This is a genomic window from Ruegeria sp. SATB045 (assembly GCF_059613525.1).
In genome coordinates this window covers 89,083-112,235 of sequence record NZ_JBXWSR010000019.1, presented here as the reverse complement: position 1 = coordinate 112,235, position 23,153 = coordinate 89,083, and the positions used below count along the sequence as shown (strand labels likewise).

Genomic DNA, 23,153 nt, shown 5'->3' with positions numbered 1-23,153 from the left:
GCCACCAAGGCCCCCTGTGTTCTTGTGATGTGGTGAACCGTCAGTCGCGGGTGCCAGCAAAACGAGTTTGCCAGTCTTCGCGCTGTTCATCCGTAATCTTGGCGAAAAGAACATCTGGAACAGCAAATTCATGACCAGCGGGCAGGGCGTTCAACGCGGCTGCGATGTCTTCTGGCCAATCGGTGTCCAGCGTGTTCATCGCGCTCAGCATCCGAGCCGAGGTGATCGGGATGAACGGTGCGCTTAACACGGCGTACAGTCGGATCAGGTTCAGACCAAGGCGTACTTGTGCGGCAGCCTGTGCCGGGTCTTCCTTGAAGGTTGACCACGGCGCTGCGGATTGCAGGTATTCGTTGCCCGCGACCCAAATCGCACGCAGTTCTTGCGCTGATTTGCGGACCTCCATTGATTCCATAAAGCCTTCATAGGCGCGCACCCGGCGGGTGAGCTCAGCGATAAGCTCTTGTTCACGCTCACCAAAAACGCCACCCTCAGGCACGGCCTCACCAAATTTCGAACGGCAGAACTTGGTGATCCGACTGACAAAGTTGCCCAGCACGTCGGCCAGGTCTTTGTTCACCGACTGCTGGAAATTTTCCCATGTGAACTCGCTGTCGCTGCTTTCGGGCGCATGGCTCAGCAGCCACCAGCGCCAGTAATCGGCGGGCAGGATCTCAAGAGCCTGATCCATAAACACGCCACGACCCTGAGAGGTCGAGAACTGGCCGCCATCATAGTTCAGATAGTTGAAGGATTTCAGGTGATCGACCATCTTCCACGGCTCGCCTGATCCCAGAATGGTGGCCGGGAAGCTGAGCGTATGGAAAGGCACGTTATCTTTGCCCATGAACTGCACATAGCGCACGTCATCTGCGCCTTTGTCGGTGCGCCACCAGCGTTCCCACTCGGCATCCGGTTTTCCACTGGCATCGGCCCATTCCTTGGCACAGGCGATATATTCGATCGGCGCGTCGAACCAGACATAGAAGACTTTGCCTTCCATTCCCGGCCAGTCCTGATCGCCTTTCTTGACCGGAACGCCCCAGTCCAGATCGCGGGTGATACCACGATCCTGCAGGCCGTCTCCGTCATGCAACCATTTCTTGGCAATCGAGGTGGTCAGGATTGGCCAGTCAGCTTTGCCGTCGATCCACGCATCCAGCTGATCTTTCATCGCGGATTGACGCAGATACAGGTGCTTGGTCTCGCGGACCTCAAGATCAGTCGAACCGCTGATCGCGCTGCGCGGCTCGATCAGGTCGGTGGGGTCCAACTGTTTGGTACAGTTCTCACACTGATCGCCGCGTGCGCGGTCATAGCCGCAATTGGGGCAGGTGCCCTCGATATAGCGGTCGGGCAGGAACCGGCCATCGGCGTTGGAATAGACCTGTTTTTCGCTGACCTCACGGATCAGCCCGGCCTCGTCCAGTTTGCCCGCGAAATGCTGGGTCAGGTGCTTGTTCTGATCGCTGGACGACCGGCCAAAGTGATCAAAGCTCAGTCCGAACCGGTTTGCGATATCGGCCTGAACGCCATGCATCTCGGCGCAGTATTCGGCCACAGGCTTACCCGCCTTGGCGGCGGCGAGTTCCGCCGGGGTTCCGTGTTCGTCGGTGGCACACAGGAACATCACCTCATTCCCGCGGCCACGCTGATAGCGCGCGTACAGATCAGCCGGCAGCTGCGAGCCGATCAGGTTGCCGAGGTGCTTGATCCCGTTGATGTAGGGTATCGCCGAGGTGATGAGAATCCGAGCCATTTTGCGTGTCCACGTAACTGTCTGCGCGCCCGTCTACCTTATGTAACCGGGCAGCAAAAGCCCGGCTTTTGCGTGTGTTGTTATTTGTTAACTCAATTCGACCGGTTCAGGGGCTGTTTTTGTCGGCCTCACGTGACCGTTTCAACAGCCGCCCAATCGTGAAGGATGTTCGCGGAGCGTAGACATAGTTTGTTCGCTCATCCGGTGTCGGACGCGACCGCATTCGTGCCAGGCCAAACGCGATCAGGAATACATGACCCAAAGCAACAAAAGCAAACAACGCGCCGGGGCCGAACTGCTGAATCAGGTTAGACGATACATAGGGTGACGCAATCGCACCCAGCGCAAACCAGAACATCAATGCGGCAGAAAGCTCGACCCGTTCTTCGGTTGTGGCAAAGTCGTTTGCGTGCGCAGACGAGACGGAAAAGATCGGGAAAGTCGTTAATCCAAAGATCCCCGCAGCCAGCATCACGCCTATTGTTCCTGCCCCACCGGCTGCCATTGTGATGCCGCAACTCAGGACCGCTGCGGCAGACAGCCAGATCAACACCCAGCGACGGTCATACTTGTCTGCCAACCAACCTACCGGGTATTGCGCCAGTGCCCCGCCCAGAACGAAGGACGCCAGAAAGAAAGCAATCTGGTCGACGCCAAGTCCGACCTCTTGCCCATAGACCGGCCCGACCATGCGGAAGGATGCCGAACTGAGCGCCGCGACGATCACGCCCGCCACAGCCAGTGGTGAACTGCGCCATGCCAGTTTAGGACGCAGGCGAGGCGCGTCGGGCGTTTTAGGTTGGCTGGCCTTGGTCAAGGTCAGCGGCAACAGCGAGGCACAGCATAAAATGGCCAGCAAGTTGTATGAGACATAAGATGCGGGCGGCAGCACGGCGATGATCAACTGGGCACAGAGCGACGCGCCCAGATCGGCGATGCGGTAACTGCCCATGACACGGCCACGCGACTCGTTGGTGACCTTGGCGTTCAGCCAGGCCTCGATCACTGTATAGCACCCAGCGACACAGGTGCCTGACGCGATCCGTAGCACGGCCCAGACGTTCGGGTTTTCTGTCAGAGTATGCCCCAGCAACCCCATCGCGCCCAATGCCGTACAGACAGCAAAGGCGCGGGAATGCCCCACGCTGCCCATCAGACGAGGCGCCCACCAGCAACCCACAAAAAAGCCAATGAAATGCGACGATCCGAGCATACCAATCTGCTCGGTTGAAAAGTCCAGCGTCAGTCCCGAGATGGCGTCAAGCGGCCCCACGCCGCCGGTCGATAACTGCAGCAGAATTACCGAAAGAAACAGGGCGGCAAAAGAAATCATCGTGCGCATAACGACACCACCTTGGGACATCCGCAGCGAGATGCGCGCAGCTTATCGACCTTGACGCGTCGTTTTTTTGCTATTGTGAGCGTTGGATTTCCGCCCGGATGTCCAAGCCTACGGTGTCCTGTACCAGATCAGCATAGCCTGACGCTCCGAAATCGTGCCGGTTCAACTCTCCGGTCAGGCGGATGGACAGATCGTCCAGATTGTCAGCGGCACTGCCCGGAGGTCGGAATAAATCAGCTTTCAACTCGATTGGGCGGGTGACGCCACGAACGGTCAAATCCCCGCTGATCTTGGCGCCCTGAGAGATGCGGCCGCTTTCACCAAGTTGTACGCTTGTTGACACAAAATGGATGGTCGGAAACCCTTCGGCATCCAGGACGCTCTCGCTCAGCATGGGTTTGCGGGCGAATGGCAGCTTGGTCCGCGCTTTGGCGACGTTCAGGATCACGTCCACACGGCTGTTCAGCAGGTCGTTCAGGTCGATCCGAATGTCGGCGGATTCGATGGGCATGGTGCCGGATTGTGAGATGCCGGAAAGGTCAAAGGTGAAATCGACCGATGTTCCATCCGGCACCAATTGGTACGTGCGCGGCGCAGCCAGTGCTGAACCCGCAAGGGTCAGTACAGCCAAACCTGCCAGTACGGCGCGTCGTGTTACTTGGGTCATGCCATGACCTCCTGCCTGCGGGGGCGCGAGCGCTTCAGCAACATCAGCAGGATTGCGATGTTCAGCCCGTTCCAGAGAATGCCGTTGATAAAGGCCAATTGATAATTTCCGGTTACGTCGAAAATCCAGCCCGACATCCAGCCGCCCAGAGCCATCCCCATGATGGTCATCATCATGACAAAGCCCACGCGGGCTCCGGCCTCTTGCGGAGGCATGTATTCGCGCACAACCAGCGCATAGCTGGGTACGATCCCACCCTGTGCCAGCCCGAACATGAGGCTGATGATGTAAAGCGAAACCATCCCGTCATAGGGCAGGAACAGAAACAGAGCGATGCATTGCAGTATTGACCCGATCAGTAGGGTCATCAGCCCGCCCAGCTTGTCGGCCACCATCCCGGAAATCACGCGGCTGACCACGCCGCCTAGCAACATCAGTGACAGCATCTCGGCCCCGACGGCGGGCCCATAGCCCAGCCCGACGCAATACGAGACGATATGGACCTGCGGCATCGACATCGCAACGCAACACCCGATCCCGGCCAGACCCAGAATGTATTGCAACGCGCGCGGCGAGATCCCGACGCTGCTTGCCTTGATGCTGGCGCTCGCGGCTGCGGTCTGATGCGCCTCGGCCGGAACCTGACGTCGCAGCAAAAGGGACAGGGGGATGACGATCACCGGAGTTATTAGAGCCAGCGTCAGATAGACCTGCTGCCAGCCGTCGCGCGCAAGAATATCGGACAGAAGGGTGGGCCAGATCGCGCCCGACAAGTAGTTGCCGCTGGCCACCAGTGCCACGGCAATGCCGCGCCGCTTCATGAACCAGTGCGAGATATCGGCGATTAGCGGACCAAACCCGATCGAGGTGCCTAGTCCCACTAACAGATGTGCCAGCGACAGCATGACCATGTTCGGCGCTAGGGTTGCCAGCACATAGCTGACGGTGCTGAGCACGGCCGCTCCGATCAACGCTTTGGTCACACCCAGCCGATCGACCAGTTGCCCCAGCCACATGTTCCCCAGCGCAAAGCCGATCATGGTCAGAACGTAAGGCAGCGAGGCTTCGGCCCGCCCCGCATCGAACTGTGTCTCAATCGCGGGCATGACCACGATGACCGCCCACATGCCCACATTCGCCACCATCGCGATGGCAAGCGTGATTGCAAGGCGTAGCCAAGAATAGCGGCTGTCGTGGATTGCGTGGCTCATTCCCGGAACGCTAGGGCGCAGGATAGGGGTTGGCTAGTCACTTCTTTCGTGATCACGCTGTGGTGTCACGCCGATACCTCGTCGGTTGCCGTTCTTTGCAGGTTCAATCCCGCGCGCGGTTTGGTCTGGGTGGCCTGCCATGTGACCGGAGGCAGGGCGCGGGCACGGCGGCGGGTTAGGGTCCAGCGGCGGGCCTCTTGAGTATGGTTCGCGGCCATGTGCCAGCGCGTCTCAACCCCCTGCGCGCCGCCATCACCCGGTGTCAGCAACAGCCCCAGCGGAGCCCGCCCCAGCGTGCCCCCCTGTTCGGCGGCCAGATGCATTCGGCGCACGGGCGTCAGGCTGGGCGCACCAGGCAGGTCACCGATGATCAGCGGGATCGCCCCGCTGCGCAGGGCCTCTTCTAGACACCATAAAATATCCTCGGCGCGGGTTGGGTGGACAAAGATGAAGCGGCCGGGATCGACAAAGGGCATCATGCCGTCAGGGTTCAACTGGCCCGGCTCCCACGCGGGGGAAATCCACAGCACGGGACCTTGCGTCTGACCGGCCAGCCAGGTGGCGAAACTGCGTCGAGCAGGGCCACAGGCTTCGTGCACGCGGCCCAGTTGTAAGGTGATCTGAGGATGCAGTGCAAGGCCCGCTGCTGTGCGTTTGGCTTTACGATCAAGAAGATGTGCAGACATGCATTCATGTTAGCATGTTCTTATTTTGTTCTCAATGGTGGATTGAAGTCAGCGAGACAGGATCATGCGCCCATCCGCAAACTGGATGTTCGAGAAAAGATGCAGATAGTCCATGCCCAGCAGCGACTGGAACAGCTCTCCTTCATTTACCCAGGCCGAGACATTGCGATCTGTAACCGGGCCCAGCGTCAGCGTATCCAGACGCACCGGTGCCGTCCGGACCTCGCCATTCGCCGTTGCGGCGCGGCCGATATAGTTCAACTGATCAGTATCAATGCCCAGACGTTCGGCGTCGCGCTGGGCCAGCACAATCTGGCTGGCTCCTGTATCAACAAGAAAGGTGATCGACTGGCCGTTAACCTCGACCGGCAGATAGTAGTGACCATCATACGCACGGGGGACCTCGATCACCTCGCCGGTTACGGTCATCTGAGGAGACGGACCAACAGTTGAGCGGATATCTTCCCATAGGCCGACCACGGCGATAACGCCAATGAAAATGAACACCCAGGCCATCGCCTGTTGCAAGGTTTTGTTCAGGGATTGCCGGTTTTGCGAAAAAAACCACGCCACAACAGCCGCGCCAAGCAGGCTCAAATATGCCAAACGTGCAAAGCTGTCGCCGTCCATACCATCATCCTATCCAATTCTATTGAAAGATATATGGGGGTCAGGACGCAAAACCAAAGGCTTTGAGACCATCCAATATGAACTGAACAGACAGAGCCGCCAGCAGCATTCCCAACAAACGGGTCAGCACGTTCAAACCGGTTTTGCCCAGAATGCGCGCGATCACGCCACCCGACAGGAAAAAAATGAAAACAACGGCCATGACGGCCAGCATGACGATGCAAGCTTCGACGATACCCAAAACGCCGGGGTGCTGCCCGGCCAGCAGAATGATCGTGGCAATCGAGCCTGGCCCCGCGATCAACGGAATGGCCAACGGGAACACGGACGGGTCGGGGTGTTCCTCTTCCTCGGCCCGGTCCTCGCGCCGTTTGGTACGGCGGTCAAACAGCATGTCCAGCGCGGTCAGGAACAGCAATGCGCCACCAGCGACGCGGAACGCCTCCATCGAGATGCCAACAAAGCCCAGCACCGCCTCGCCAAAGGCCGCAAAGGCGATCAGGATGCAAACGGCGGTCAGGCAGCTACGGATCGCGGTTTTGCGGCGGGTTGCGGCATCCATATCCTGTGTCAGCGCCACGAAGATGGGCGTGGTGCCAAAGGGGTCGATCACCACGAACAGGGTGGTGAATGCGGTGACGAAAAAGGCTAGGTCGATCATTCTGTGGCACCGCCCTGAAGTTCTGTCAGGATTGCCACGGCCTTATCGGCCTGATCGCTGGGAACATAAACATGGTCATGGTGATACCCCGCAACCATGTTTGCCGGAATGTCAGCTTGCGCAAGCGCACTTGAGACGGCAGCGGCTAGGCCGACACCTTCAAGCGAGGAATGCACCTGCAGGGTAATGCAGCGCATAGGTACAGCGCCGTTCTGCGCTGCCTCGAAGGGAACGATCAGCGAAAGGCCCTCGGCCTCGATACAGCTGGCCCGTGTGCCCATTGGCCATTCTGCGTCGGGCGGCCAGACAACAAAGGCATATTCACCGGGCTGAAGCGCGGGGCGCATACCGGCAATCATATCTTTAGTTTCGGTGACTGGGGAAGTCATGACGCTTCGGCTTCCTCCAGACGTTCTGCGGCGGACACCCAAAGGGCTTCGGCTTTTTGCATCGCTTCAACCACCTCAGCGAATTTGCGATTCCAGGTTTCCAGATCGTTGATCCGATCGTCTTCATACAAGGCCGGATCGGCAAGTTTTGCAGACAGCTTTTCATGCATATCCGTCAGCTTCTCAATCCGGTCTTCGCATTTGCGCAGATCGGCGCGAAGGGCCAGCATCGCATCCCGCGAGGGGCGTTTTGGTTTCGCGGCGGCAGGCTTTTCCTTGACCGGCTTGTCGCGGGCCAGCAGCAGGGCACGATAGGCCTCCAAATCGCCCTCGAACGGTTTTACCGACCCGTCCGATACAAGCCACAGCCGATCCGCAACCAGCGACAGCAGGTGCATGTCGTGGCTGACCAGAACCACCGCGCCGGAATAGGCGGTCAACGCTTCGACCAGCGCTTCGCGGCTTTCGATATCCAGATGGTTGGTGGGTTCGTCCAGAATCAGCATATGCGGCGCGTCGATCGTGGCCAGCAGCAGCGACAGGCGTGCTTTCTGGCCGCCCGACAGACGCCCGACCTCTGTATCCGCCTGGTCGGCATTCAGGCCAAACCCGGCCAGACGGGATCGCCACTTGCCCGGTGCCTCATCCGGGCGCAGGCGGCGCAGGTGGTCCAGAGGAGTTTCGTCCACATACAGCTCATCCACCTGATGCTGCGCGAAATAGCCGATGCGCAGCTTGGAACTGCGGGTCATCTTGCCTGCCATCAGGGGCAGGCGGTCGGACAGCAGTTTGGACAAGGTCGATTTGCCCTGACCGTTCTTACCCAGTAGGGCGATGCGATCATCCTGATCAATGCGCAGGTTCAGACGGCGCAGCACTTCGGTGTCGCCATAGCCTGTGATACCGCCCTCAAGGTGAATGATCGGGGGCGACAGTTCCTCGGGCTCGGGGAAGGAAAACGCGCGCAGGGCGGCCTCTTGCGGGGTCGAGACCAGCTGAATGCGCTCGATCATCTTCAGGCGCGACTGGGCCTGCACGGCCTTGGTGGCCTTGGCGCGGAACCGGTCCACGAAGCTCTGCAGATGAGCGATGCGGGCCTTGGCCTTGGCATTTTCCGATTCCGCCTGCGCAATGCGTTCGGCGCGGCGTTCGGCGAATTTGTCGTAAGGCACGGCGTAGTAGGTCAGCTTGCGATCTTCCAGATGCAGGATCGACCCCACCGCGCGGTTCAACAGCCCTCGGTCGTGGCTGATGATGATGACTGTATGCGGGTATTTGGCCAGATAGCTCTCCAGCCACAGCGCGCCTTCAAGGTCCAGATAGTTGGTCGGTTCGTCCAGCAGCAGCAGGTCGGGCTGCGAAAAAAGCACCGCTGCCAGCGCGACACGCATCCGCCACCCGCCCGAGAAATCCGAGCAGGGTTTCAGCTGATCCTCGTCGTCAAACCCCAGACCTTTCAGGATCGAGGCCGCGCGCGCTTCGGCCGACCAAGCGTCGATATCGGCCAGCCGGGTCTGAATGTCAGCGATGCGGGCAGGGTCGGTGGCGCTGTCGGCCTCGGCCATCAGGGAACTGCGTTCGGTATCGGCGGCCAGAACGGTATTGATCAGCGAGACATCGGAGGAGGGTACCTCTTGCGCCACACCGCCGATCCGCGCGCGTTTGGGCAGCAGGATATTGCCCGATTCCAGCGCCAATTCCCCCCGGATCAGGCGGAACAGGGTGGTCTTGCCGGTGCCATTGCGGCCCACAAGCCCAACCTTGTGCCCATCGGGAATGGTGGCACTGGCCGCATCGAACAAAGGGCGGCCTTCGACGGCGTAATTGATGTCTTCGATCCGTAGCATGGGCCGCTCTTAGCAGAGCCGTGATGCCGCCGCCAGCGGCTTGGCATGTTCATCATGCGATCAGTGTGATAGCGCTGACATGTTTGAATGAACTGGAACCCTCGATGAAGCCCGCGCAGACACCACCGTCGATGATCACACTGGTCCTGCTGACCGGGTTGTCAGTGCTGTCGCTGAACATGTTCCTACCGTCTCTGCCCGCCATAGGCGTATCGCTAGAGGCGGACTATGCGTTGGTGAACTTGTCGGTCGCGGGTTATCTGGCGCTGTCGGCGGTGCTGCAGTTGATCATGGGACCTTTGTCCGACCGCTTCGGGCGCAGGCCGGTTTTGCTGGTCTGCATGGTTATCTTCGTGGTGGCCTCAATCGGCTGTGCGTTGGCAAATTCGATCTGGGCGTTTCTTGGGTTCCGAATGCTGCAGGGCGCGGTGATCGCGGGGCAGGTGCTGGCCCGCGCTGCGATCCGCGACATGCACACACCGAATGAGGCTGCCGCCAAACTAGGCTATGTCTCGATGGCCATGGCGCTGGCCCCGATGCTGGGGCCGATGCTGGGCGGTCTGCTCGAGATGCTGTTTGGCTGGCGCGCGGGGTTTGTTTTGTATGTTCTTCTGGGCACGGGCCTCTTGGCGTTGATCTGGGTCGATCTGGGCGAGACCAACACAAACACAACTGCCACTTTCGCCGCGCAGATGAGGCTTTATCCGCAGCTCTTCAACTCACGCCGGTTCTGGGGCTATTCCTTCTGCGCCGCGTTTTCGATTGGCGGGTTCTACGCCTTCATCACCGGCGCGCCCTTAGTTGCGGCGACGTGGTTCGACCTGAACCCCGCGCTTCTCGGGCTGGGGATCGGGATCATTACGCTGGGGTTCATGGCGGGCAGCTACCTGACCGGGCGTCTAGCGGCGCGGATCCGGTTGAACTCCATGATTTTGACGGGGCGGGTGATAGCCTCGGTCGGGCCCTTGATGGGGTTCGTGGTTTTCGCGGCCGAAGGCGGCAGCGTCTGGACCTTTTTCGGCTCGGCTATTCTGGTTGGGTTCGGCAACGGGTTGACGTTGGCCAATGCGACTGCCGGGCTGATGTCGGTGCGTCCGCAACTGGCGGGCAGCGCGGCGGGATTGTCGGGCGCGATGACCGTGGCGTTGGGAGCCGTCCTGACCATGGCCACTGGGGCCTTGGTTACTGCCGAGAATGGTCCTTATCTCGTTCTCGGCATGATGTGTCTCAGCAGTTTCGCCGGGCTTCTGTCCATCCTCTATGTTCGCAGGGTCGACCAGTTGGACCCATTGCCGGACACGATCTGAGTGCCGCGCCATATAACACTTTTCTTGGGCCACATACCGTGCTAGGCGGCGCGCGATGGATTTCGGCGCACACCACGCGCCACATTGTAAGGAGAGGCCGATATGGCACTGGAACGCACATTCTCGATCATCAAACCCGATGCAACCCGCCGCAACCTGACTGGCAAGATCAACGCCAAGTTTGAAGACGCAGGCCTGCGCATCGTTGCGCAAAAGCGCATCCACATGACCAAAGAGCAAGCTGGCAAGTTCTACGAAGTTCACGCCGAGCGTCCGTTCTATGACGAGCTGTGCGAATTCATGTCGTCGGCTCCGGTCGTTGTTCAGGTTCTGGAAGGCGAAGGCGCCATTGCCAAGAACCGCGAAGTCATGGGCGCAACCAACCCTGCAGACGCAGCGGCCGGCACCATCCGTGCCGAGTTTGCTGAATCGGTTGGCGAAAACTCTGTCCACGGTTCCGACGCACCTGAGACCGCAGCGGTAGAAATCGCCTATTTCTTCTCGGGCATTGAACTGGTCGGCTAAACCTTAGCCACAGTAGAATTCAAGGCCGCTCCCGTCACCGGGGGCGGCCTTTTTCATTCGGGTTTGAGGTCCGCAGCCGAGACCCGCACGCCGATCACATCCAGATCAGCGATGATCTGCATCTCAGGCGCGGTACTGACCCCGGCCTTGATCGCATCGAACCGTTTGCGCAGCGCCTTCTTCTCCTCGCCTTTGCAGTCGTTCCATGGACGCCCCTGCAGCCCCATCACCAGCACGTAATAGCCGATGAAATGTGGGCGCGAGCCACTGCGCAGCAGGCGCGTATAAGCTGCATCCGCACCCAGATCGCGCAACTGCTGTGCCGAATGGATGCCGGCGCGGGCACAGGCTTGTTCGAATGCAGGGCCAAGGTTTCGGATCGAGGAAACAGGATCAGACATAGTCTCGTCTTAGCCCGATGCGCCCGCTCTGTCATCGGCAAGTTCGTCAAGCCCAGTGCAGTCGTGAGAAAGGGTTGATTTCGGGGCGGAATCGCCATCTCCTGACAGTGTCTTGTCTCATCGGGCAGGGGTTGTTTGCGATGACGGATACTGACGCTGTTTTCATTTTGGCAGGCGGCTTCGACGCGCGGCGTATTTCGTCACGCCTAAAAGGGTATGTTTTATCGGTCGAAAAAGGGCTTTCGCACCAGCCTTTTCATGTCTTGGATTGCCACGACCAGTCAATCCGGGCCACGGGTCGCGTACTTTTCCAGATATCCGACGAACTGAAATTGGTCGGCGACGGTATGGTCTTGGCGCAGAAAGGTCGGGCAGAAGGCTGTTTTCTAAGCGATCTTACTGCTGGCCCCGTTCGCGATGCACTGGGTGATTTTCCGAAACTGCGAGCGTTTATGCGCATCGGATCAGGTGTGATGTCGACCCAAGATTTATCTGTCTTAGACGACCTGCAAAAAACGCAGGTACGGGGGGTGTTGACAACGTTGACGTCGGAGCGCGGCCAAGCCTGTATTCTGACATTTGGGCGCATGAAAGGCTATGATCGAACATTTCAATTATTGCGTAATAACATAGATTTGGACGTGAATGTTGGACTGGAAACTCTGTGCGTTACCCTCTTTCCAGACGCTGTTACTTACCGGGCAAAGCCAGAAATAAGACTGGGAAAGACCGAGCCTTCGGTCGAGGTGGCGACTGACCTGATCCATACCTTCCTGACCGTCGCGCGGCAGAATGAGGCGGGGTTGCTTGCGGACATCGACACCGAGTTTCTTCACGACTACCGCGTGTCCCTGCGGCGCGTGCGGTCAGTTCTCAGCCTGTTTAAAGGCGTGTTTTCCGAGCGGCAAACCATCAAGTTGAAACGAACGTTTTCTGATCTTATGGCGCCAACCGGACGGGTGCGGGATCTGGATGTCTATCTGCTAGAGAAAAATAATTATTTCAAATTGTTACCGCCAAGTCTTCATGAGGGTGCGGGTATCATGTTTACAATGCTCGAAGACGAGAGAAAGCAGGTACAGGCCGCGTTGTGTAGGCGTTTGCGATCAGCGAAATACAATAAACACGTCAGCGCGACTTTGAAGCTGTTTTCAGATGCATCCAACTTCGAGCCCGGTCCCAACGCGCAGCTCGGCGCTTACGATTACGCCTGTGCGTTGATTTGGAAGCGTTATCGTAAAGTCTGTAAACGCGCGCGCATGATCACTCGGGAAACACCAGATGCTTTGGTTCATGACCTTAGGATTGACTGCAAAAAGTTACGCTACCTGATGGAGTTTTTTGGCCCACTCTTTGACCAAAGTGCTTTCAAAAGAATCCTCAAGCCTCTGAAAAAATTGCAAGATAACCTTGGGTTTTTCAATGACGCCGCGGTTCAGCAAGAGGCGTTAATTGACTTTATCCAGCAGCGGACAAACACCCAGCACCGAGCGGATGCGCAATTGGCAATGGCAGTCGGAGGCCTTGTTGCGGTCTTGGATCAAAGGCAAAAAGTCGAGCGCGCGCGTGTGATTGCTAACTTCCAGAACTTCGATAGCCCACAAGTCAGAAACACGTTTCGCAGCCTGTTTCACCAAAAGGAGGATTAGGGCGTGAAAATCATTGCCTGTTACAGCAATAAGGGCGGGGTTGGTAAGACCGCGACGTCAGTTAACCTAGCTTACGCTTTTGCCAAGGACGGGAACACTGTTCTTTTGTGTGATCTTGATCCGCAGGGGGCATCCAGCTTTTATCTGCGCGTCAAACCGTCCAAAAAGCTGACTGAGGCCACGTTCTTCGAAGACGTTGAGAGGTTTACAAAATCCATCCGTGCCAGCGACTTCGACGGGCTTGATGTTCTGCCTGCCAACATGACATTTAGGGACTTCGACGTGTTTCTGTCGCGTATGCGCAACAAGCGCTCGCGGTTGAAAAAGGCCTTGGTTGGTGCAGGGAGCGACTACGACGTAATCATACTGGATTGCCCACCGAACTTTTCGACCCTGTCCGAGAACATTTTCAAGGCAGCGGATCAGATCGTCGTGCCCGTTATACCCACTACTTTGTCTGAACGAACTTTCGATCAGTTGGTTGGCTTCTTTGAGCAAAAGAAGTTGCCCAGAAAGAAGATAAAGGCTTTCTTTTCGATGGTTCAGCAACGCAAGTCCTTGCACCAAGAAACGATGGAAAGCATGCGCAAACAGTACCGTAAAAGGTTTTTGCAGACCGTAATTCCGTTTGCCGCAGATATTGAACGCATGGGCCAGAACCGCGCACCGATCAGTATCTACGCTCCGCGCAGTCAAGCCTGTGCAGCTTATCAGGCATTGTTCGATGAACTGGAAGATGTATTGGTTTCAAAAAGATGAGCGCCGAGATTGAACGTAAATTCCTGGTGGCGGAACTGCCCGATCTGAGCAGGGCTGAAAGGGCAGTGGTGCGTCAGGGTTATTTGACTGCACCTGATGATTCCACCGAGCTGCGCCTGCGGCAAAAAGGCGACCGCTACTACCTGACGTTAAAGGGCGCCGGGTCATTGGTACGGATCGAACGTGAGGCAGAGATATCGGCAGAGCAATTTGAGACCTTCTGGCCTGAAACTGACGGACGTCGGGTCGAAAAAGAGCGGTACACGGGCCGCATGGAAGATGGTCGGGTGTTCGAGTTGGATATCTTCTTCGGCGATCTCGCCCCGTTGCGCCTGGTCGAGGTGGAATTCCCTTCTGAACCCGAGGCGCTAGCCTATGTGCCTCCGGACTGGTTTGGCGCGGATGTCACGGAGGATAAACGCTACAAGAACAAAATAATGGCGATTAATGGCGTGCCAGTTTGATTGTCGCCTCAAGGCCGGGGTTGCAATTACGCGCAGTGAAGGCACCGCCATGCATATGTGAAATCGCGGCGACAAGGGCCAATCCAAGCCCTGCGTTACGCTCGGTACGGGCAGGATCCAGCGTGACAAATGGCACCTGCAAGCGCGGCAGATCTTCTGGTGGAACTCCGGGGCCGTGGTCACGAACGCTAAGGATGGCGTTAGGGCCATCTTCGCTGACTGTTACAGTTATCGCTGTGTGTTCAGGAGCATATCGCAGGGCGTTCTCGAGCAAGTTGGACAGCGCCTGAGACAACAGTGGACGGTGACCCTGTATCGGAGCGACCGACCCCACAACTTCAAGATTTGACCCCTGATCAGCGGCGACCGGTTCATAGAGTTCCACAACATCTCCGACAAGCTGCTGCAGATCGACGGTTTCGAACTGTTCACGACCGACACCGGCTTCGGCGCGTGAAATCTCGGTCAATTGACCCAGCACACGTAAAACATGGTCGATTTCAACGGACGCACGGGCGACATCGATTTCTCTTTCGTGATCGGTTTTGGCGGGGTCCGACAACGCCTCGACCCTTTGTTTGAGACGCGACAGAGGGGAGCGGAGGTCATGAGCAATGGAATTCGAAGTCGTGCGCAGATTGCCAATCAATTCCTCGATGCGGTCCAGCATCGTGTTCAGTGTTCCAGCCACCTGATCGAACTCGTCTCCGGTCCCGCGCATTGGCATTCTGCGGGACAAGTCCCCAGAGACTATGTTTTCCGCGGTGCTGGCAATGTCGGACAGGCGCGAAAAGACCAACCTGGTAAATAACCATCCGGTCAAAACACTCAGCGCCAGGGCAATTCCCAGCGCTATTCCAACCGAACGTAACAAAACCCGGTCAAATTGTTGCCGCGCCAACGCGTCTCGACCGACCAAGAGTCGTTCTCCACCAGGTAGGCGGATCGAAGCCGCCGAAATCGGTACCAACTGGTCATTATCCGCCCGGTGGAGCTCAAGTTCGACCCAACCGCTGCCCGCGGTGATGTCGACTGGCCACTGTTTCAGGTTACCAGCAAGTTTCGCGCCAAATCGGTCAGTTAGCAGGTAAAGCGCATCTCGTTCTGAGGCCGATGGCAGACGGCGCTCAATGGCCGTTAATAATCCGATCAATCCCCGACGTTCGTACTCATCCGCCAAGCCAGTCAATTCTGCAGACACAACCGACCGCGTTTCGCCCTCGATGCTGCGATTTGCTGTCACATAGACCAGCGCAAGCACCGTCGCCGTCAGCAATGTGCTGAGGATCATACTGGCCAAGACAAGGCGCGTCCTGGAATTGTTGAACGAAAGCCGTATGTTATCCATCAGATATCATGTAACCCGCACCGCGGACGGTTTCAATCAATGGTGTCCGACCGTCCTCATCCAACTGCCTCCGCAGTTTTGAGATATGGACGTCCACAACATTGGTGTTCGGGTCGAAATGATAATCCCACACACCTTCTAGCAACATGGTGCGGGACACCACCCTGTTCTTGCGTCGCAGGAAGTATTCGAGGATCTGAAATTCGCGCGGTGTCAGCGTGATCTCGTGTCCTTCGCGCGTTACTTTGCGGGTCAGCAGATCCATTTCGAGATCGCGACAGGTCAGTGTCGCGCTTTCCTCAGATTCCTGTGGTCGCCTTAAAAGTGCTTCAATACGGGCGTGTAACTCTTGAAACGAAAAAGGTTTTACCAGATAGTCATCTGCGCCCGACCGCAGCCCTTTGACCCGCTCATCCACGGCGCTCATTGCGGTGAGCATCAACACCGGGGTTTTCATTCCGGCAGCCCGAAGGGAACGGATCAGAGATAATCCGTCCAGTCCCGGCAACATTCTGTCCAGCACGATGGCATCGAACCCGCCATCGGTGGCATGGTACAGGCCCTCGCGGCCATCTGCGGCCTGTTCGACCACATAGCCCTCCTCGCCAAAGCCTTTGGCGATGAACTCGCGGGTGTCTGCGTCATCTTCGACGATCAACAGGCGACGGCTCATGATGCGAACTCCTTTCACTTTGAATTTAACCACAGAATGTCGGGTCACGCACTGTGTTTGGAGAAAAACGTGCCGGGTGCGTCGTTGCGCACCCGGCAGTCCCGGCGGAGAGCGGACAAATCAACCCGCCGGGGAGGCGCACGCCAGATATTCCCCATCACGTGGCGCGCGCGGGTGTCAGATCAGGCGATTTCCACCGCAACAAAGATCTGGTTGCCTGCTCGGTTGATCAGAACCAACGCAGGGCCGGTTTTTTCGCTGTCCAGTGCAGCCTTCAACGCATCCGGTGTGGTTGTGCTCTGACTGCCCAGTTTTACGATCACGTCGCCACGTTGCAGTCCGGCTTTGGCGGCTGGACTACCGGATTCAAGCGCGGTGACCACAACACCGCTGACGTTTTCGCTTAATCCCATCTCGGTGCGGTTGGCATCGGTCAGTGGGGCAACCGTCACACCCAGAGCGGTGCCTTCGATCGCATCGTCTACAGACGTGTCGATGTTGGCCGAGGCGCTTTGATACTGGCCGACGGTCAGCTCAAGCTGCTGTTCCTTGCCGTCACGCAGAACGGTCAGAGTGCTGTCGGTACCAACCTTGGTTGTTCCAACAAGAATTGGCAGGTCGCTGCTGGATTCGACGGTTTCGTCGTTGAACGTCAGAATAACGTCGCCTTGCTTGAGGATACCCTCTGACGGGCTGCCATCAACCACGTCAGACACCAGCGCGCCGGTTGAAGCATCGATACCCATCGCGGCGGCGATTTCGGGGCTGACATTCTGGATCGAGACACCCAACCAGCCGCGGCTAACCTGACCGTCATCGCGCAGATCAGAGGCGATGTGGTCCACGATGTTGGACGTTACTGCAAAGCCCAAGCCCACCGATCCGCCGGTTGGCGAGTAAATGGCCGAGTTCACCCCAATGACCTCTCCATCCATGTTGAACAAAGGTCCACCCGAGTTACCCTTGTTGATCGCGGCATCCGTCTGGATGAATTCGGCGTATGGCCCCTGCGAGATGTTGCGACCCTTGGCCGAAACGATCCCCGTAGTCACGGTCGAGTTGAGCCCAAACGGGTTTCCGATGGCGACAACATCTTCGCCCACACGGATAATATCGCTGTCGCCCAGTTCGACGGCTTGCAGGTCCTCACCCGCGTCGATTTTGAGCACGGCGATATCCGTCAAAGGGTCGGTCCCGATGACTTCGGCTTCGAACGTGCGGTCGTCGCTTAGGCGGACGGTCACAGACTCGGCATTGTCGACGACATGGTGGTTGGTGATAATGTAGCCTGCCTCATCAAGTACAAATCCCGATCCCAGACCCTGTGCCGGACCGCGTTGCGGAGCATCGAAGCCTTCAGGCGCGCCGAAACGTTTGAAAAATTCACCGAACGGATGTCCTTCAAAATCAAAGTTCTGTCCCTGGGTCGGGATCTGGCGCGCTTTCTGTTCCGCGACAATGGTCACGACTGACGGCGATACGCTCTCGACCAGATCCGCCAGCGCTTCGTCTGCCTTGGAGGGCAGGGCGGTCGTCGCAAGAAGCGCGGCGCTTAAGGCGCTGACGCCAACCCAACTGGTTGTGCGCGGCATGAGAAGAGAAGATTTTCGGATGCTCATTTTGGTCTCCTGTTTATATCACGCGGATGCGGTCGCGCGTTAAGACAGCAGATGCGGCACCAGTCTGATCATTTCCTTTAACAAAGGTTAAGAAATCTTAATTTTGCCACAAATCGGATGTCTTATTCGCCGATCTGAATGGATGGAAGGTGCAAAACGGGACGAATCAAACCAGCGAATCTTCCAAATTGTTTCCTAATGAGGGGCCAGAAAGAGAAAAGTGAAGAATTGAGACAAATTCGATAACAAATGATGCAAGGGGGTTTTTACATTCCCTAAGATCGCCTTTAGGTTGTGGTCTGTTCTGGTGAAAAGACCACTTAACCGCAAACAACCATGAACAACATAAATCAATTTTCATATAGATCTGATCATATTCGAATTTCCCTGCATTCATCGGGGGTTAATAAACATCTTTAGGTAGATTGCCGATTTCAGAGATGTTGCGGAAAAACCATTCTGATATGTCGAAAATTAACCGAAATTCCTGTTTTAGCGTTGTTTGCGCGGGGCGGATCGGTGACGATAGGCATGCCCAAGCGAGGGGAAGCTGATGGCACTAGGGGGTGCCAAAAGCTCGTCACTGTTACCAGAAGCGCTCAGCGGCATGTTAACGAGGGGGTCTTGTTTAGGTTCGGCAGCGGAATAACCAAGGTGCTACAGGCATTTTTGGCTGCGCTTATGGAACGTGTGAAACGTGGTAGTCCCGCTTTGGGTACCGGCCCGGTCTGGAAAGACCGGGCCGTGTTACTTTTGACTTAACGTTGATTGCGCCAACTTGCCCAATCCTCGGGTGTGTCCAAATCCAGTAACGCATGTTCGCCGGGCAGGGGCAGCAAGAAAACCTTGTCCAAATGGGCACGCACAACGGATTGGGCTCCTTCATCACCGGACAGGGAGCTAAGCTCGGAAAACAGACTTTGGTCAAAAACCACCGGATGACCGGGCTTACCCGAGGCTGTGGCTCCGCGCCAAATCAGGTGGTCAGGGTGATCGATCACGGCGGACAAGACTGCGGTTATGTCCTGCGCCGTGATCTCGGGCAGATCGGCCAATAAAACCATGACCGCCGGGACATCGTTTGGGATTTGAGCCAATGCACGGCGTAAACTGGCATTCATCCCTTCCGCGGCATCGACAACCTCGACCCTGTGCAGGTCCAGCCCGTCCAATGCGGCATACCGATCATGTGGCCTTGGGGGCAGCGCGACGAACACCTCTCCGGCATCCATTGCAGTTAGCGCAGATCGGCGCATCAGGGTCATGCCGTCCACTTGTTGCAGCAATTTGTCCTGTCCAAGCATGCGCTTGGACTGACCGGCAGCCAGCAAGATAATTGGTATTTTTTTCATGTGCCTAGAATGACGTTCTGGCTGGCTGATGTCATCCCCGCATTCGGGTTCCGTCACCATCAAACAAAGGCGTCGACACCATCCGGGCCTTACGCATTTGACCAAGAATTTCGATCTCGACCTCTGTTCCCTCCGCGATGTGTTCAACAGGAAGGAAACCCAAAGCAACCGATTGTTGCGCATGGTGGGAATACCCACCCGAGGTGCAGAAGCCCACAACCTCACCCTGTAGCCAAATCGGTTCATAAGCATTCACGTCGGCGTCTTCGGCATCAACGATGAAGGAAACCAACCTGCGCGCAGGTTTTTCCGAGCGCTCTAGCTCTGCGGCGGCACGTCCGATGAAATCATCAGGTTTCGAGAATGAAATGAACCGATCCAACCCGGTTTCACCTGGGGTGTAGTCGGGCGAATATTCTCGCATCCATGACCCAAAGAACTTGTCCAGACGCAGGCTCATCATGGCCCGCATACCGAAAGGGGTCATACCGAGCGGCTCTCCGGCTTGCCAGAGCGTCCACCAAAGCTGCCGCTGCGCCATCGGATCGCAGTAGATCTCGTAACCCAGATCTCCGGTGTAGCTTACACGTTGCACGATACAGTCAGTCATACCGAAGGTCATTCGGCGGACATCCATGAAACGCAGGTCCGAGAGGTCGTCTCGGGTACACGCCGCTAGAACTTCCGTGGCCTTGGGGCCAGCAATCTGAAACCCGTTCAGGCGATCGCTGATGTTTTCGATGTGAACATCGCCTTTCTGACGCTGCAGGAACCACCGCATATGAAATGCTTGCGCGCCATAAGATGCGGTCAGGCGGAACTCGGTCTCATCCAGGCAAGATACGGTGAAATCCCCGATCAGCTTGCCTTTGGGTGACAGCATCGGCGTCAGTGACAGGCGACCAGGCTGCGGGATACGCCCGGCCATGATCCGATTAAGCCATGTTCGCGCATCAGGACCGGTGATACGGTATTTGCCGAAGTTGTGGACCTCGTTGATACCCACTGCATTGCGCACCGCATGCACCTCACGTCCAGTGGCCGCAAATGCGTCAGACCGGCGGAATGAAGGTGTTTCGTATTCGGGCTCACCATGCTGGGCGAAATAGTTTGGAACCTCCAGCCCGTATTGCTGACCCCAGACCGCACCCAGATCGGTGAAGATGTCATACATCGGCGTGGTTCGATTTGGGCGCGCGGCGGGCAGTTCCTCGTTCGGGTAGGAAACGCTAAAGCGTTTCTGATAGTTCTCGATCACCTTGGGGCGAGTATAGCCGGGGCTGATCCAGTCGCCGAACCGGGCCACGTCCATGGCAAAGACATCGCGCTCGGGCTCGCCTTCGATCATCCATTGCGCCAGCGTCAGACCCACGCCACCGCCCTGGCTGAAGCCCGCCATTACACCACAGGCAGACCAGTAGTTGCGCAACCCGGGGACGGGGCCGACCAGAGGGTTCCCGTCCGGCGCAAAGGTGAAAGGTCCGTGGATTACCGACTTCACCCCGGCTTCGGCTAGGACCGGGAAGCGGCGATATGCGAACTCGATACTATCGGTGATCTTGTCATAGTCGTCGGGCAGTAATTCATGCCCGAACTCCCAAGGCGTCCCATTCACGGCCCAAGGCTTGCAGGGTTGTTCATAAAACCCGATGCAAAGCCCGCGCCCTTCCTGTCGCAAATAGCTTTCTCCGGCTGGGTCCATCACATGCGGATGCTCTCCGCCCGCATCAATAATAGCTTCTATCTGAGGGATCGTGTCGGTGACCAGATACTGATGCTCCATCGGGTGCAGCGGGAAATAAACGCCCGCCATCGCCCCGACCTCGCGCGCCCATAGGCCGCCTGCATTCACCACGTGCTCCGCGTGAATGATGCCCTTGTCGGTGACCACATCCCAAGTGCCATCCCGCCGTTGCAGGGTTTCGTGCACCATGCAATGGGTTTCAATCGTGGCCCCACCCATGCGCGCAGCCTTGGCATAGGCATGAGTTGTGCCGGATGGGTCCAGATGCCCGTCCAGGGGATCATAAAGCGCGCCTATGATGCCGTCCGTATTGGTAATTGGCGCAATTTTCCTGATTTGATCCGGTCCGACGATCTCGGTTTCCAGCCCCATGAAGCGGTGCTTGGCGCGTTCGGCCAACAACATGTCGAACCGATCCTGATTGTCCGCCAAAGTGATCCCGCCAACATGGTGCAGGCCACATGACATGCCGGTAATCTCTTCCAGTTCTTTGTACAGGCGGATCGTATAGCCCTGCAGCGCGGCCATATTGGTGTCGCCGTTCAGCGTGTGAAACCCGCCCGCCGCGTGCCACGTGGACCCGCTGGTAAGTTCCGAGCGTTCCAATAGCATAACGTCGGACCATCCCAGCTTGGTCAGGTGATAAAGGACTGAACAGCCGACGACGCCGCCGCCGATAACTGCCACTTGCGTTGTCGTCTTCACGTCCTCGCCTCCATCCGCATTTACCCGAACCTGCAAGGGCGGGTGCGGGTTTACTGTTCCGTTCCCGACACCAGGTGTCGCGGATTGTTCGTTACAACGGTCGGATTTTGAGCTCGGTGATCCGATTGCCCTCGCGTGCGGTGACCTCGAAACGGAAGCCGTGGAAGGAAAAGACCTGACCTACAATGGGGATCATCTGCGCCTCGTGAATGACAAGACCCGCGACGGTGTTTGCCTCTTCGTCCGGCAGGGACCATTCCATTGCCCGGTTCACGTCACGGATCGTCATCGCGCCTTCAACCAGATATTGACCATCATCTGTGCGCGTGACGGGGACATCTTCTTCCAGATCAAACTCGTCCGCGATCTCACCAACGATCTCTTCCAGAATATCCTCGAGCGTGATCAATCCGCGCAGCGAACCATACTCATCCACGACCAGCGCAAAATGGCTGTGCATCCGCAGGAATTCTCGCATCTGATCGTCAAGAGTGGTGGTTTCGGGCACGAAATACGGATCGTTGGCCACCTTCGAGATATCGAAACTCTCCAACTGGTTCGGCTGGCTTTCGCGATCCCCGGCGTGGGCATACATGGCACGAAACAGGTCCTTGGCGTGGACGACGCCTACGATGTTCTCGGGTTCGTCCCGAAAGACGGGCAGGCGGGTGTGAGGACTTTTAAGACATTGTTGAAGGATCGCCTCAGGCGCGTCGTCTGCGTCAATCATCTCGATGTTCGAGCGGTGCAGCATGATCTCTTCAACTGCGCGGTCACCCAGATCGAGCGCGCCAAGAATTCGGTCGCGGTCTTCCTTTTCGACCACACCTTCCGAGTGTCCCAGTTGCAATGCACCGGCGATCTCTTCCCGGACAGCCAGAATGTTGCTGTCGGGATCGATCCGAACGCCGAAGAGGCGCAAAACGCCGCGCACCAACAGACGTACTGCTGCCACAACAGGCGAGAATACGGTGACAACGACACTGATAATGGGTGCCACCAAAGATGCCGCTTTTTCCGCGTTTGTGATGGCATAGGTTTTTGGCAGCACCTCGGCAAAAATCAGCACCAGCAGGGTCATCACCAGCGTCGCCAAAGCCACGCCACTTTCCCCGAACAGTTTGGTGAACAAAGCAGTCGCCAAAGATGCCGCCAGGATGTTGACCAGGTTGTTGCCAAGCAGGACCGAGCCGATGAGACGTTCGTTGTCGTCGGTGATATCCAGCGCCTTTTGTGCGCCGCGAGACCCTTTGTCGGCCTGCGCCCGCAACTTACCGCGCGATGAGGCAGTCAATGCTGTTTCAGAACCCGAGAAAAAGCCCGACAGGACAAGCAAAAGCAGAATAGCGCTTGTGGTAAACCAGAATGCGCCGTCGATCATAGAGGGTGAGGGTTCCATTGGTCCTTGTGGGTTG

General features: G+C 57.4%; 21 protein-coding genes. 5 read left to right on the top strand and 16 right to left on the bottom strand.

Features of this window, described 5'->3' with window-relative positions:
• Positions 1 to 40: 40 nt before the first annotated feature.
• The 9 genes from metG to AC2FNR_RS05965 all read right to left on the bottom strand — a co-directional run bounded on the left by metG (position 41) and on the right by AC2FNR_RS05965 (position 9,192).
• The gene (metG, locus tag AC2FNR_RS06005) at positions 41 to 1,759 is read right to left on the bottom strand and encodes a methionine--tRNA ligase (protein WP_496848403.1); all 1,719 of its coding nucleotides are present in this window, start codon (positions 1,757 to 1,759) and stop codon (positions 41 to 43) included.
• A 106-nt stretch (positions 1,760 to 1,865) separates the two neighbouring features.
• Complete coding sequence (locus AC2FNR_RS06000) at positions 1,866 to 3,101, bottom strand: MFS transporter (RefSeq protein WP_480867449.1); 1,236 nt, start codon at positions 3,099 to 3,101, stop codon at positions 1,866 to 1,868.
• Between the two features lie 70 nt (positions 3,102 to 3,171).
• Complete coding sequence (locus tag AC2FNR_RS05995; protein ID WP_480867451.1) at positions 3,172 to 3,768, bottom strand: YceI family protein; 597 nt, start codon at positions 3,766 to 3,768, stop codon at positions 3,172 to 3,174.
• Complete coding sequence (locus tag AC2FNR_RS05990) at positions 3,765 to 4,979, bottom strand: MFS transporter (protein ID WP_496848402.1); 1,215 nt, start codon at positions 4,977 to 4,979, stop codon at positions 3,765 to 3,767. The genes AC2FNR_RS05995 and AC2FNR_RS05990 overlap by 4 nt, the downstream gene beginning before the upstream one ends.
• A 65-nt stretch (positions 4,980 to 5,044) precedes the next feature.
• Positions 5,045 to 5,665, bottom strand: a complete 621-nt coding sequence (locus AC2FNR_RS05985; RefSeq protein WP_170352953.1) for an ImuA family protein — start codon at positions 5,663 to 5,665, stop codon at positions 5,045 to 5,047.
• Positions 5,666 to 5,713: 48 nt separating this feature from the next.
• The gene (locus tag AC2FNR_RS05980) at positions 5,714 to 6,295 is read right to left on the bottom strand and encodes a retropepsin-like aspartic protease family protein (protein WP_170352955.1); all 582 of its coding nucleotides are present in this window, start codon (positions 6,293 to 6,295) and stop codon (positions 5,714 to 5,716) included.
• Positions 6,296 to 6,335: 40 nt separating this feature from the next.
• The gene (locus AC2FNR_RS05975) at positions 6,336 to 6,956 is read right to left on the bottom strand and encodes a MarC family protein (RefSeq protein WP_170352956.1); all 621 of its coding nucleotides are present in this window, start codon (positions 6,954 to 6,956) and stop codon (positions 6,336 to 6,338) included.
• Positions 6,953 to 7,345 (bottom strand): ACT domain-containing protein, encoded by a 393-nt coding sequence (locus AC2FNR_RS05970; RefSeq protein WP_496848401.1) that lies wholly within the window; start codon positions 7,343 to 7,345, stop codon positions 6,953 to 6,955. The genes AC2FNR_RS05975 and AC2FNR_RS05970 overlap by 4 nt, the downstream gene beginning before the upstream one ends.
• Positions 7,342 to 9,192 carry an ABC-F family ATP-binding cassette domain-containing protein gene (locus AC2FNR_RS05965; protein ID WP_496848400.1) on the bottom strand — a complete coding sequence of 617 codons (1,851 nt, stop codon included), beginning with the start codon at positions 9,190 to 9,192 and terminating at the stop codon, positions 7,342 to 7,344. Before AC2FNR_RS05965 ends, AC2FNR_RS05970 begins: the two co-directional genes overlap by 4 nt.
• Positions 9,193 to 9,296: 104 nt before the next feature.
• On the opposite strand from AC2FNR_RS05965, the gene AC2FNR_RS05960 reads away from it, so the two are divergent.
• Together AC2FNR_RS05960 and ndk are read left to right on the top strand one after the other, a co-directional pair.
• On the top strand, positions 9,297 to 10,499 hold the full coding sequence (locus AC2FNR_RS05960; RefSeq protein WP_496848565.1) for a multidrug effflux MFS transporter: 1,203 nt from the start codon (positions 9,297 to 9,299) through the stop codon (positions 10,497 to 10,499).
• A gap of 102 nt (positions 10,500 to 10,601) precedes the next feature.
• Positions 10,602 to 11,024: a nucleoside-diphosphate kinase gene (gene ndk, locus AC2FNR_RS05955; protein ID WP_170352964.1), complete on the top strand. Its 423-nt coding sequence runs from the start codon at positions 10,602 to 10,604 to the stop codon at positions 11,022 to 11,024.
• A 53-nt stretch (positions 11,025 to 11,077) separates the two neighbouring features.
• Here ndk and AC2FNR_RS05950 read toward each other — a convergent pair whose 3' ends face one another.
• A complete protein-coding gene (locus tag AC2FNR_RS05950; RefSeq protein ID WP_496848399.1) occupies positions 11,078 to 11,425 on the bottom strand; it encodes a TfoX/Sxy family protein in 348 nt (115 codons plus the stop codon).
• A 140-nt stretch (positions 11,426 to 11,565) separates the two neighbouring features.
• Between AC2FNR_RS05950 and AC2FNR_RS05945 the strand changes: the two genes are divergently transcribed.
• The 3 genes from AC2FNR_RS05945 to AC2FNR_RS05935 are packed head-to-tail and all read left to right on the top strand — an operon-like array spanning position 11,566 to position 14,297.
• Entirely contained in the window at positions 11,566 to 13,074 is a 1,509-nt protein-coding gene (locus AC2FNR_RS05945; protein WP_496848398.1) for a CHAD domain-containing protein, read from the top strand.
• A gap of 3 nt (positions 13,075 to 13,077) precedes the next feature.
• Positions 13,078 to 13,833, top strand: a complete 756-nt coding sequence (locus AC2FNR_RS05940; protein WP_170756390.1) for a ParA family protein — start codon at positions 13,078 to 13,080, stop codon at positions 13,831 to 13,833.
• Positions 13,830 to 14,297 carry a CYTH domain-containing protein gene (locus AC2FNR_RS05935; RefSeq protein ID WP_496848397.1) on the top strand — a complete coding sequence of 156 codons (468 nt, stop codon included), beginning with the start codon at positions 13,830 to 13,832 and terminating at the stop codon, positions 14,295 to 14,297. Before AC2FNR_RS05940 ends, AC2FNR_RS05935 begins: the two co-directional genes overlap by 4 nt.
• Here AC2FNR_RS05935 and AC2FNR_RS05930 read toward each other — a convergent pair.
• From AC2FNR_RS05930 to AC2FNR_RS05905, 6 genes are all read right to left on the bottom strand, one after another.
• A complete protein-coding gene (locus tag AC2FNR_RS05930; protein WP_496848396.1) occupies positions 14,278 to 15,645 on the bottom strand; it encodes a sensor histidine kinase in 1,368 nt (455 codons plus the stop codon). The two genes, AC2FNR_RS05935 and AC2FNR_RS05930, sit on opposite strands and share 20 nt — an antisense overlap.
• The gene (locus AC2FNR_RS05925; protein ID WP_170352976.1) at positions 15,638 to 16,318 is read right to left on the bottom strand and encodes a response regulator transcription factor; all 681 of its coding nucleotides are present in this window, start codon (positions 16,316 to 16,318) and stop codon (positions 15,638 to 15,640) included. The genes AC2FNR_RS05930 and AC2FNR_RS05925 overlap by 8 nt, the downstream gene beginning before the upstream one ends.
• 182 nt (positions 16,319 to 16,500) lie before the next feature.
• Positions 16,501 to 17,937: a Do family serine endopeptidase gene (locus AC2FNR_RS05920; RefSeq protein ID WP_496848395.1), complete on the bottom strand. Its 1,437-nt coding sequence runs from the start codon at positions 17,935 to 17,937 to the stop codon at positions 16,501 to 16,503.
• A gap of 758 nt (positions 17,938 to 18,695) precedes the next feature.
• A complete protein-coding gene (locus tag AC2FNR_RS05915; protein ID WP_496848394.1) occupies positions 18,696 to 19,289 on the bottom strand; it encodes a nucleotidyltransferase family protein in 594 nt (197 codons plus the stop codon).
• A 31-nt stretch (positions 19,290 to 19,320) separates the two neighbouring features.
• Positions 19,321 to 21,738 carry a GcvT family protein gene (locus AC2FNR_RS05910; RefSeq protein ID WP_496848393.1) on the bottom strand — a complete coding sequence of 806 codons (2,418 nt, stop codon included), beginning with the start codon at positions 21,736 to 21,738 and terminating at the stop codon, positions 19,321 to 19,323.
• 91 nt (positions 21,739 to 21,829) lie between these two features.
• Complete coding sequence (locus tag AC2FNR_RS05905) at positions 21,830 to 23,137, bottom strand: HlyC/CorC family transporter (protein ID WP_170352984.1); 1,308 nt, start codon at positions 23,135 to 23,137, stop codon at positions 21,830 to 21,832.
• Positions 23,138 to 23,153 lie beyond the last annotated feature (16 nt).

Bases quoted from the DNA above. Each gene is read 5' to 3' on its own strand.
- metG (WP_496848403.1), bottom strand. From the start codon at position 1,759: ATGGCTCGGATTCTCATCACCTCGGCGATACCCTACATCAACGGGATC.
- AC2FNR_RS06000 (WP_480867449.1), bottom strand. From the start codon at position 3,101: ATGCGCACGATGATTTCTTTTGCCGCCCTGTTTCTTTCGGTAATTCTG.
- AC2FNR_RS05995 (WP_480867451.1), bottom strand. From the start codon at position 3,768: ATGACCCAAGTAACACGACGCGCCGTACTGGCAGGTTTGGCTGTACTG.
- AC2FNR_RS05990 (WP_496848402.1), bottom strand. From the start codon at position 4,979: ATGAGCCACGCAATCCACGACAGCCGCTATTCTTGGCTACGCCTTGCA.
- AC2FNR_RS05985 (WP_170352953.1), bottom strand. From the start codon at position 5,665: ATGTCTGCACATCTTCTTGATCGTAAAGCCAAACGCACAGCAGCGGGC.
- AC2FNR_RS05980 (WP_170352955.1), bottom strand. From the start codon at position 6,295: ATGGACGGCGACAGCTTTGCACGTTTGGCATATTTGAGCCTGCTTGGC.
- AC2FNR_RS05975 (WP_170352956.1), bottom strand. From the start codon at position 6,956: ATGATCGACCTAGCCTTTTTCGTCACCGCATTCACCACCCTGTTCGTG.
- AC2FNR_RS05970 (WP_496848401.1), bottom strand. From the start codon at position 7,345: ATGACTTCCCCAGTCACCGAAACTAAAGATATGATTGCCGGTATGCGC.
- AC2FNR_RS05965 (WP_496848400.1), bottom strand. From the start codon at position 9,192: ATGCTACGGATCGAAGACATCAATTACGCCGTCGAAGGCCGCCCTTTG.
- AC2FNR_RS05960 (WP_496848565.1), top strand. From the start codon at position 9,297: ATGAAGCCCGCGCAGACACCACCGTCGATGATCACACTGGTCCTGCTG.
- ndk (WP_170352964.1), top strand. From the start codon at position 10,602: ATGGCACTGGAACGCACATTCTCGATCATCAAACCCGATGCAACCCGC.
- AC2FNR_RS05950 (WP_496848399.1), bottom strand. From the start codon at position 11,425: ATGTCTGATCCTGTTTCCTCGATCCGAAACCTTGGCCCTGCATTCGAA.
- AC2FNR_RS05945 (WP_496848398.1), top strand. From the start codon at position 11,566: ATGACGGATACTGACGCTGTTTTCATTTTGGCAGGCGGCTTCGACGCG.
- AC2FNR_RS05935 (WP_496848397.1), top strand. From the start codon at position 13,830: ATGAGCGCCGAGATTGAACGTAAATTCCTGGTGGCGGAACTGCCCGAT.
- AC2FNR_RS05930 (WP_496848396.1), bottom strand. From the start codon at position 15,645: ATGGATAACATACGGCTTTCGTTCAACAATTCCAGGACGCGCCTTGTC.
- AC2FNR_RS05925 (WP_170352976.1), bottom strand. From the start codon at position 16,318: ATGAGCCGTCGCCTGTTGATCGTCGAAGATGACGCAGACACCCGCGAG.
- AC2FNR_RS05920 (WP_496848395.1), bottom strand. From the start codon at position 17,937: ATGAGCATCCGAAAATCTTCTCTTCTCATGCCGCGCACAACCAGTTGG.
- AC2FNR_RS05915 (WP_496848394.1), bottom strand. From the start codon at position 19,289: ATGAAAAAAATACCAATTATCTTGCTGGCTGCCGGTCAGTCCAAGCGC.
- AC2FNR_RS05905 (WP_170352984.1), bottom strand. From the start codon at position 23,137: ATGGAACCCTCACCCTCTATGATCGACGGCGCATTCTGGTTTACCACA.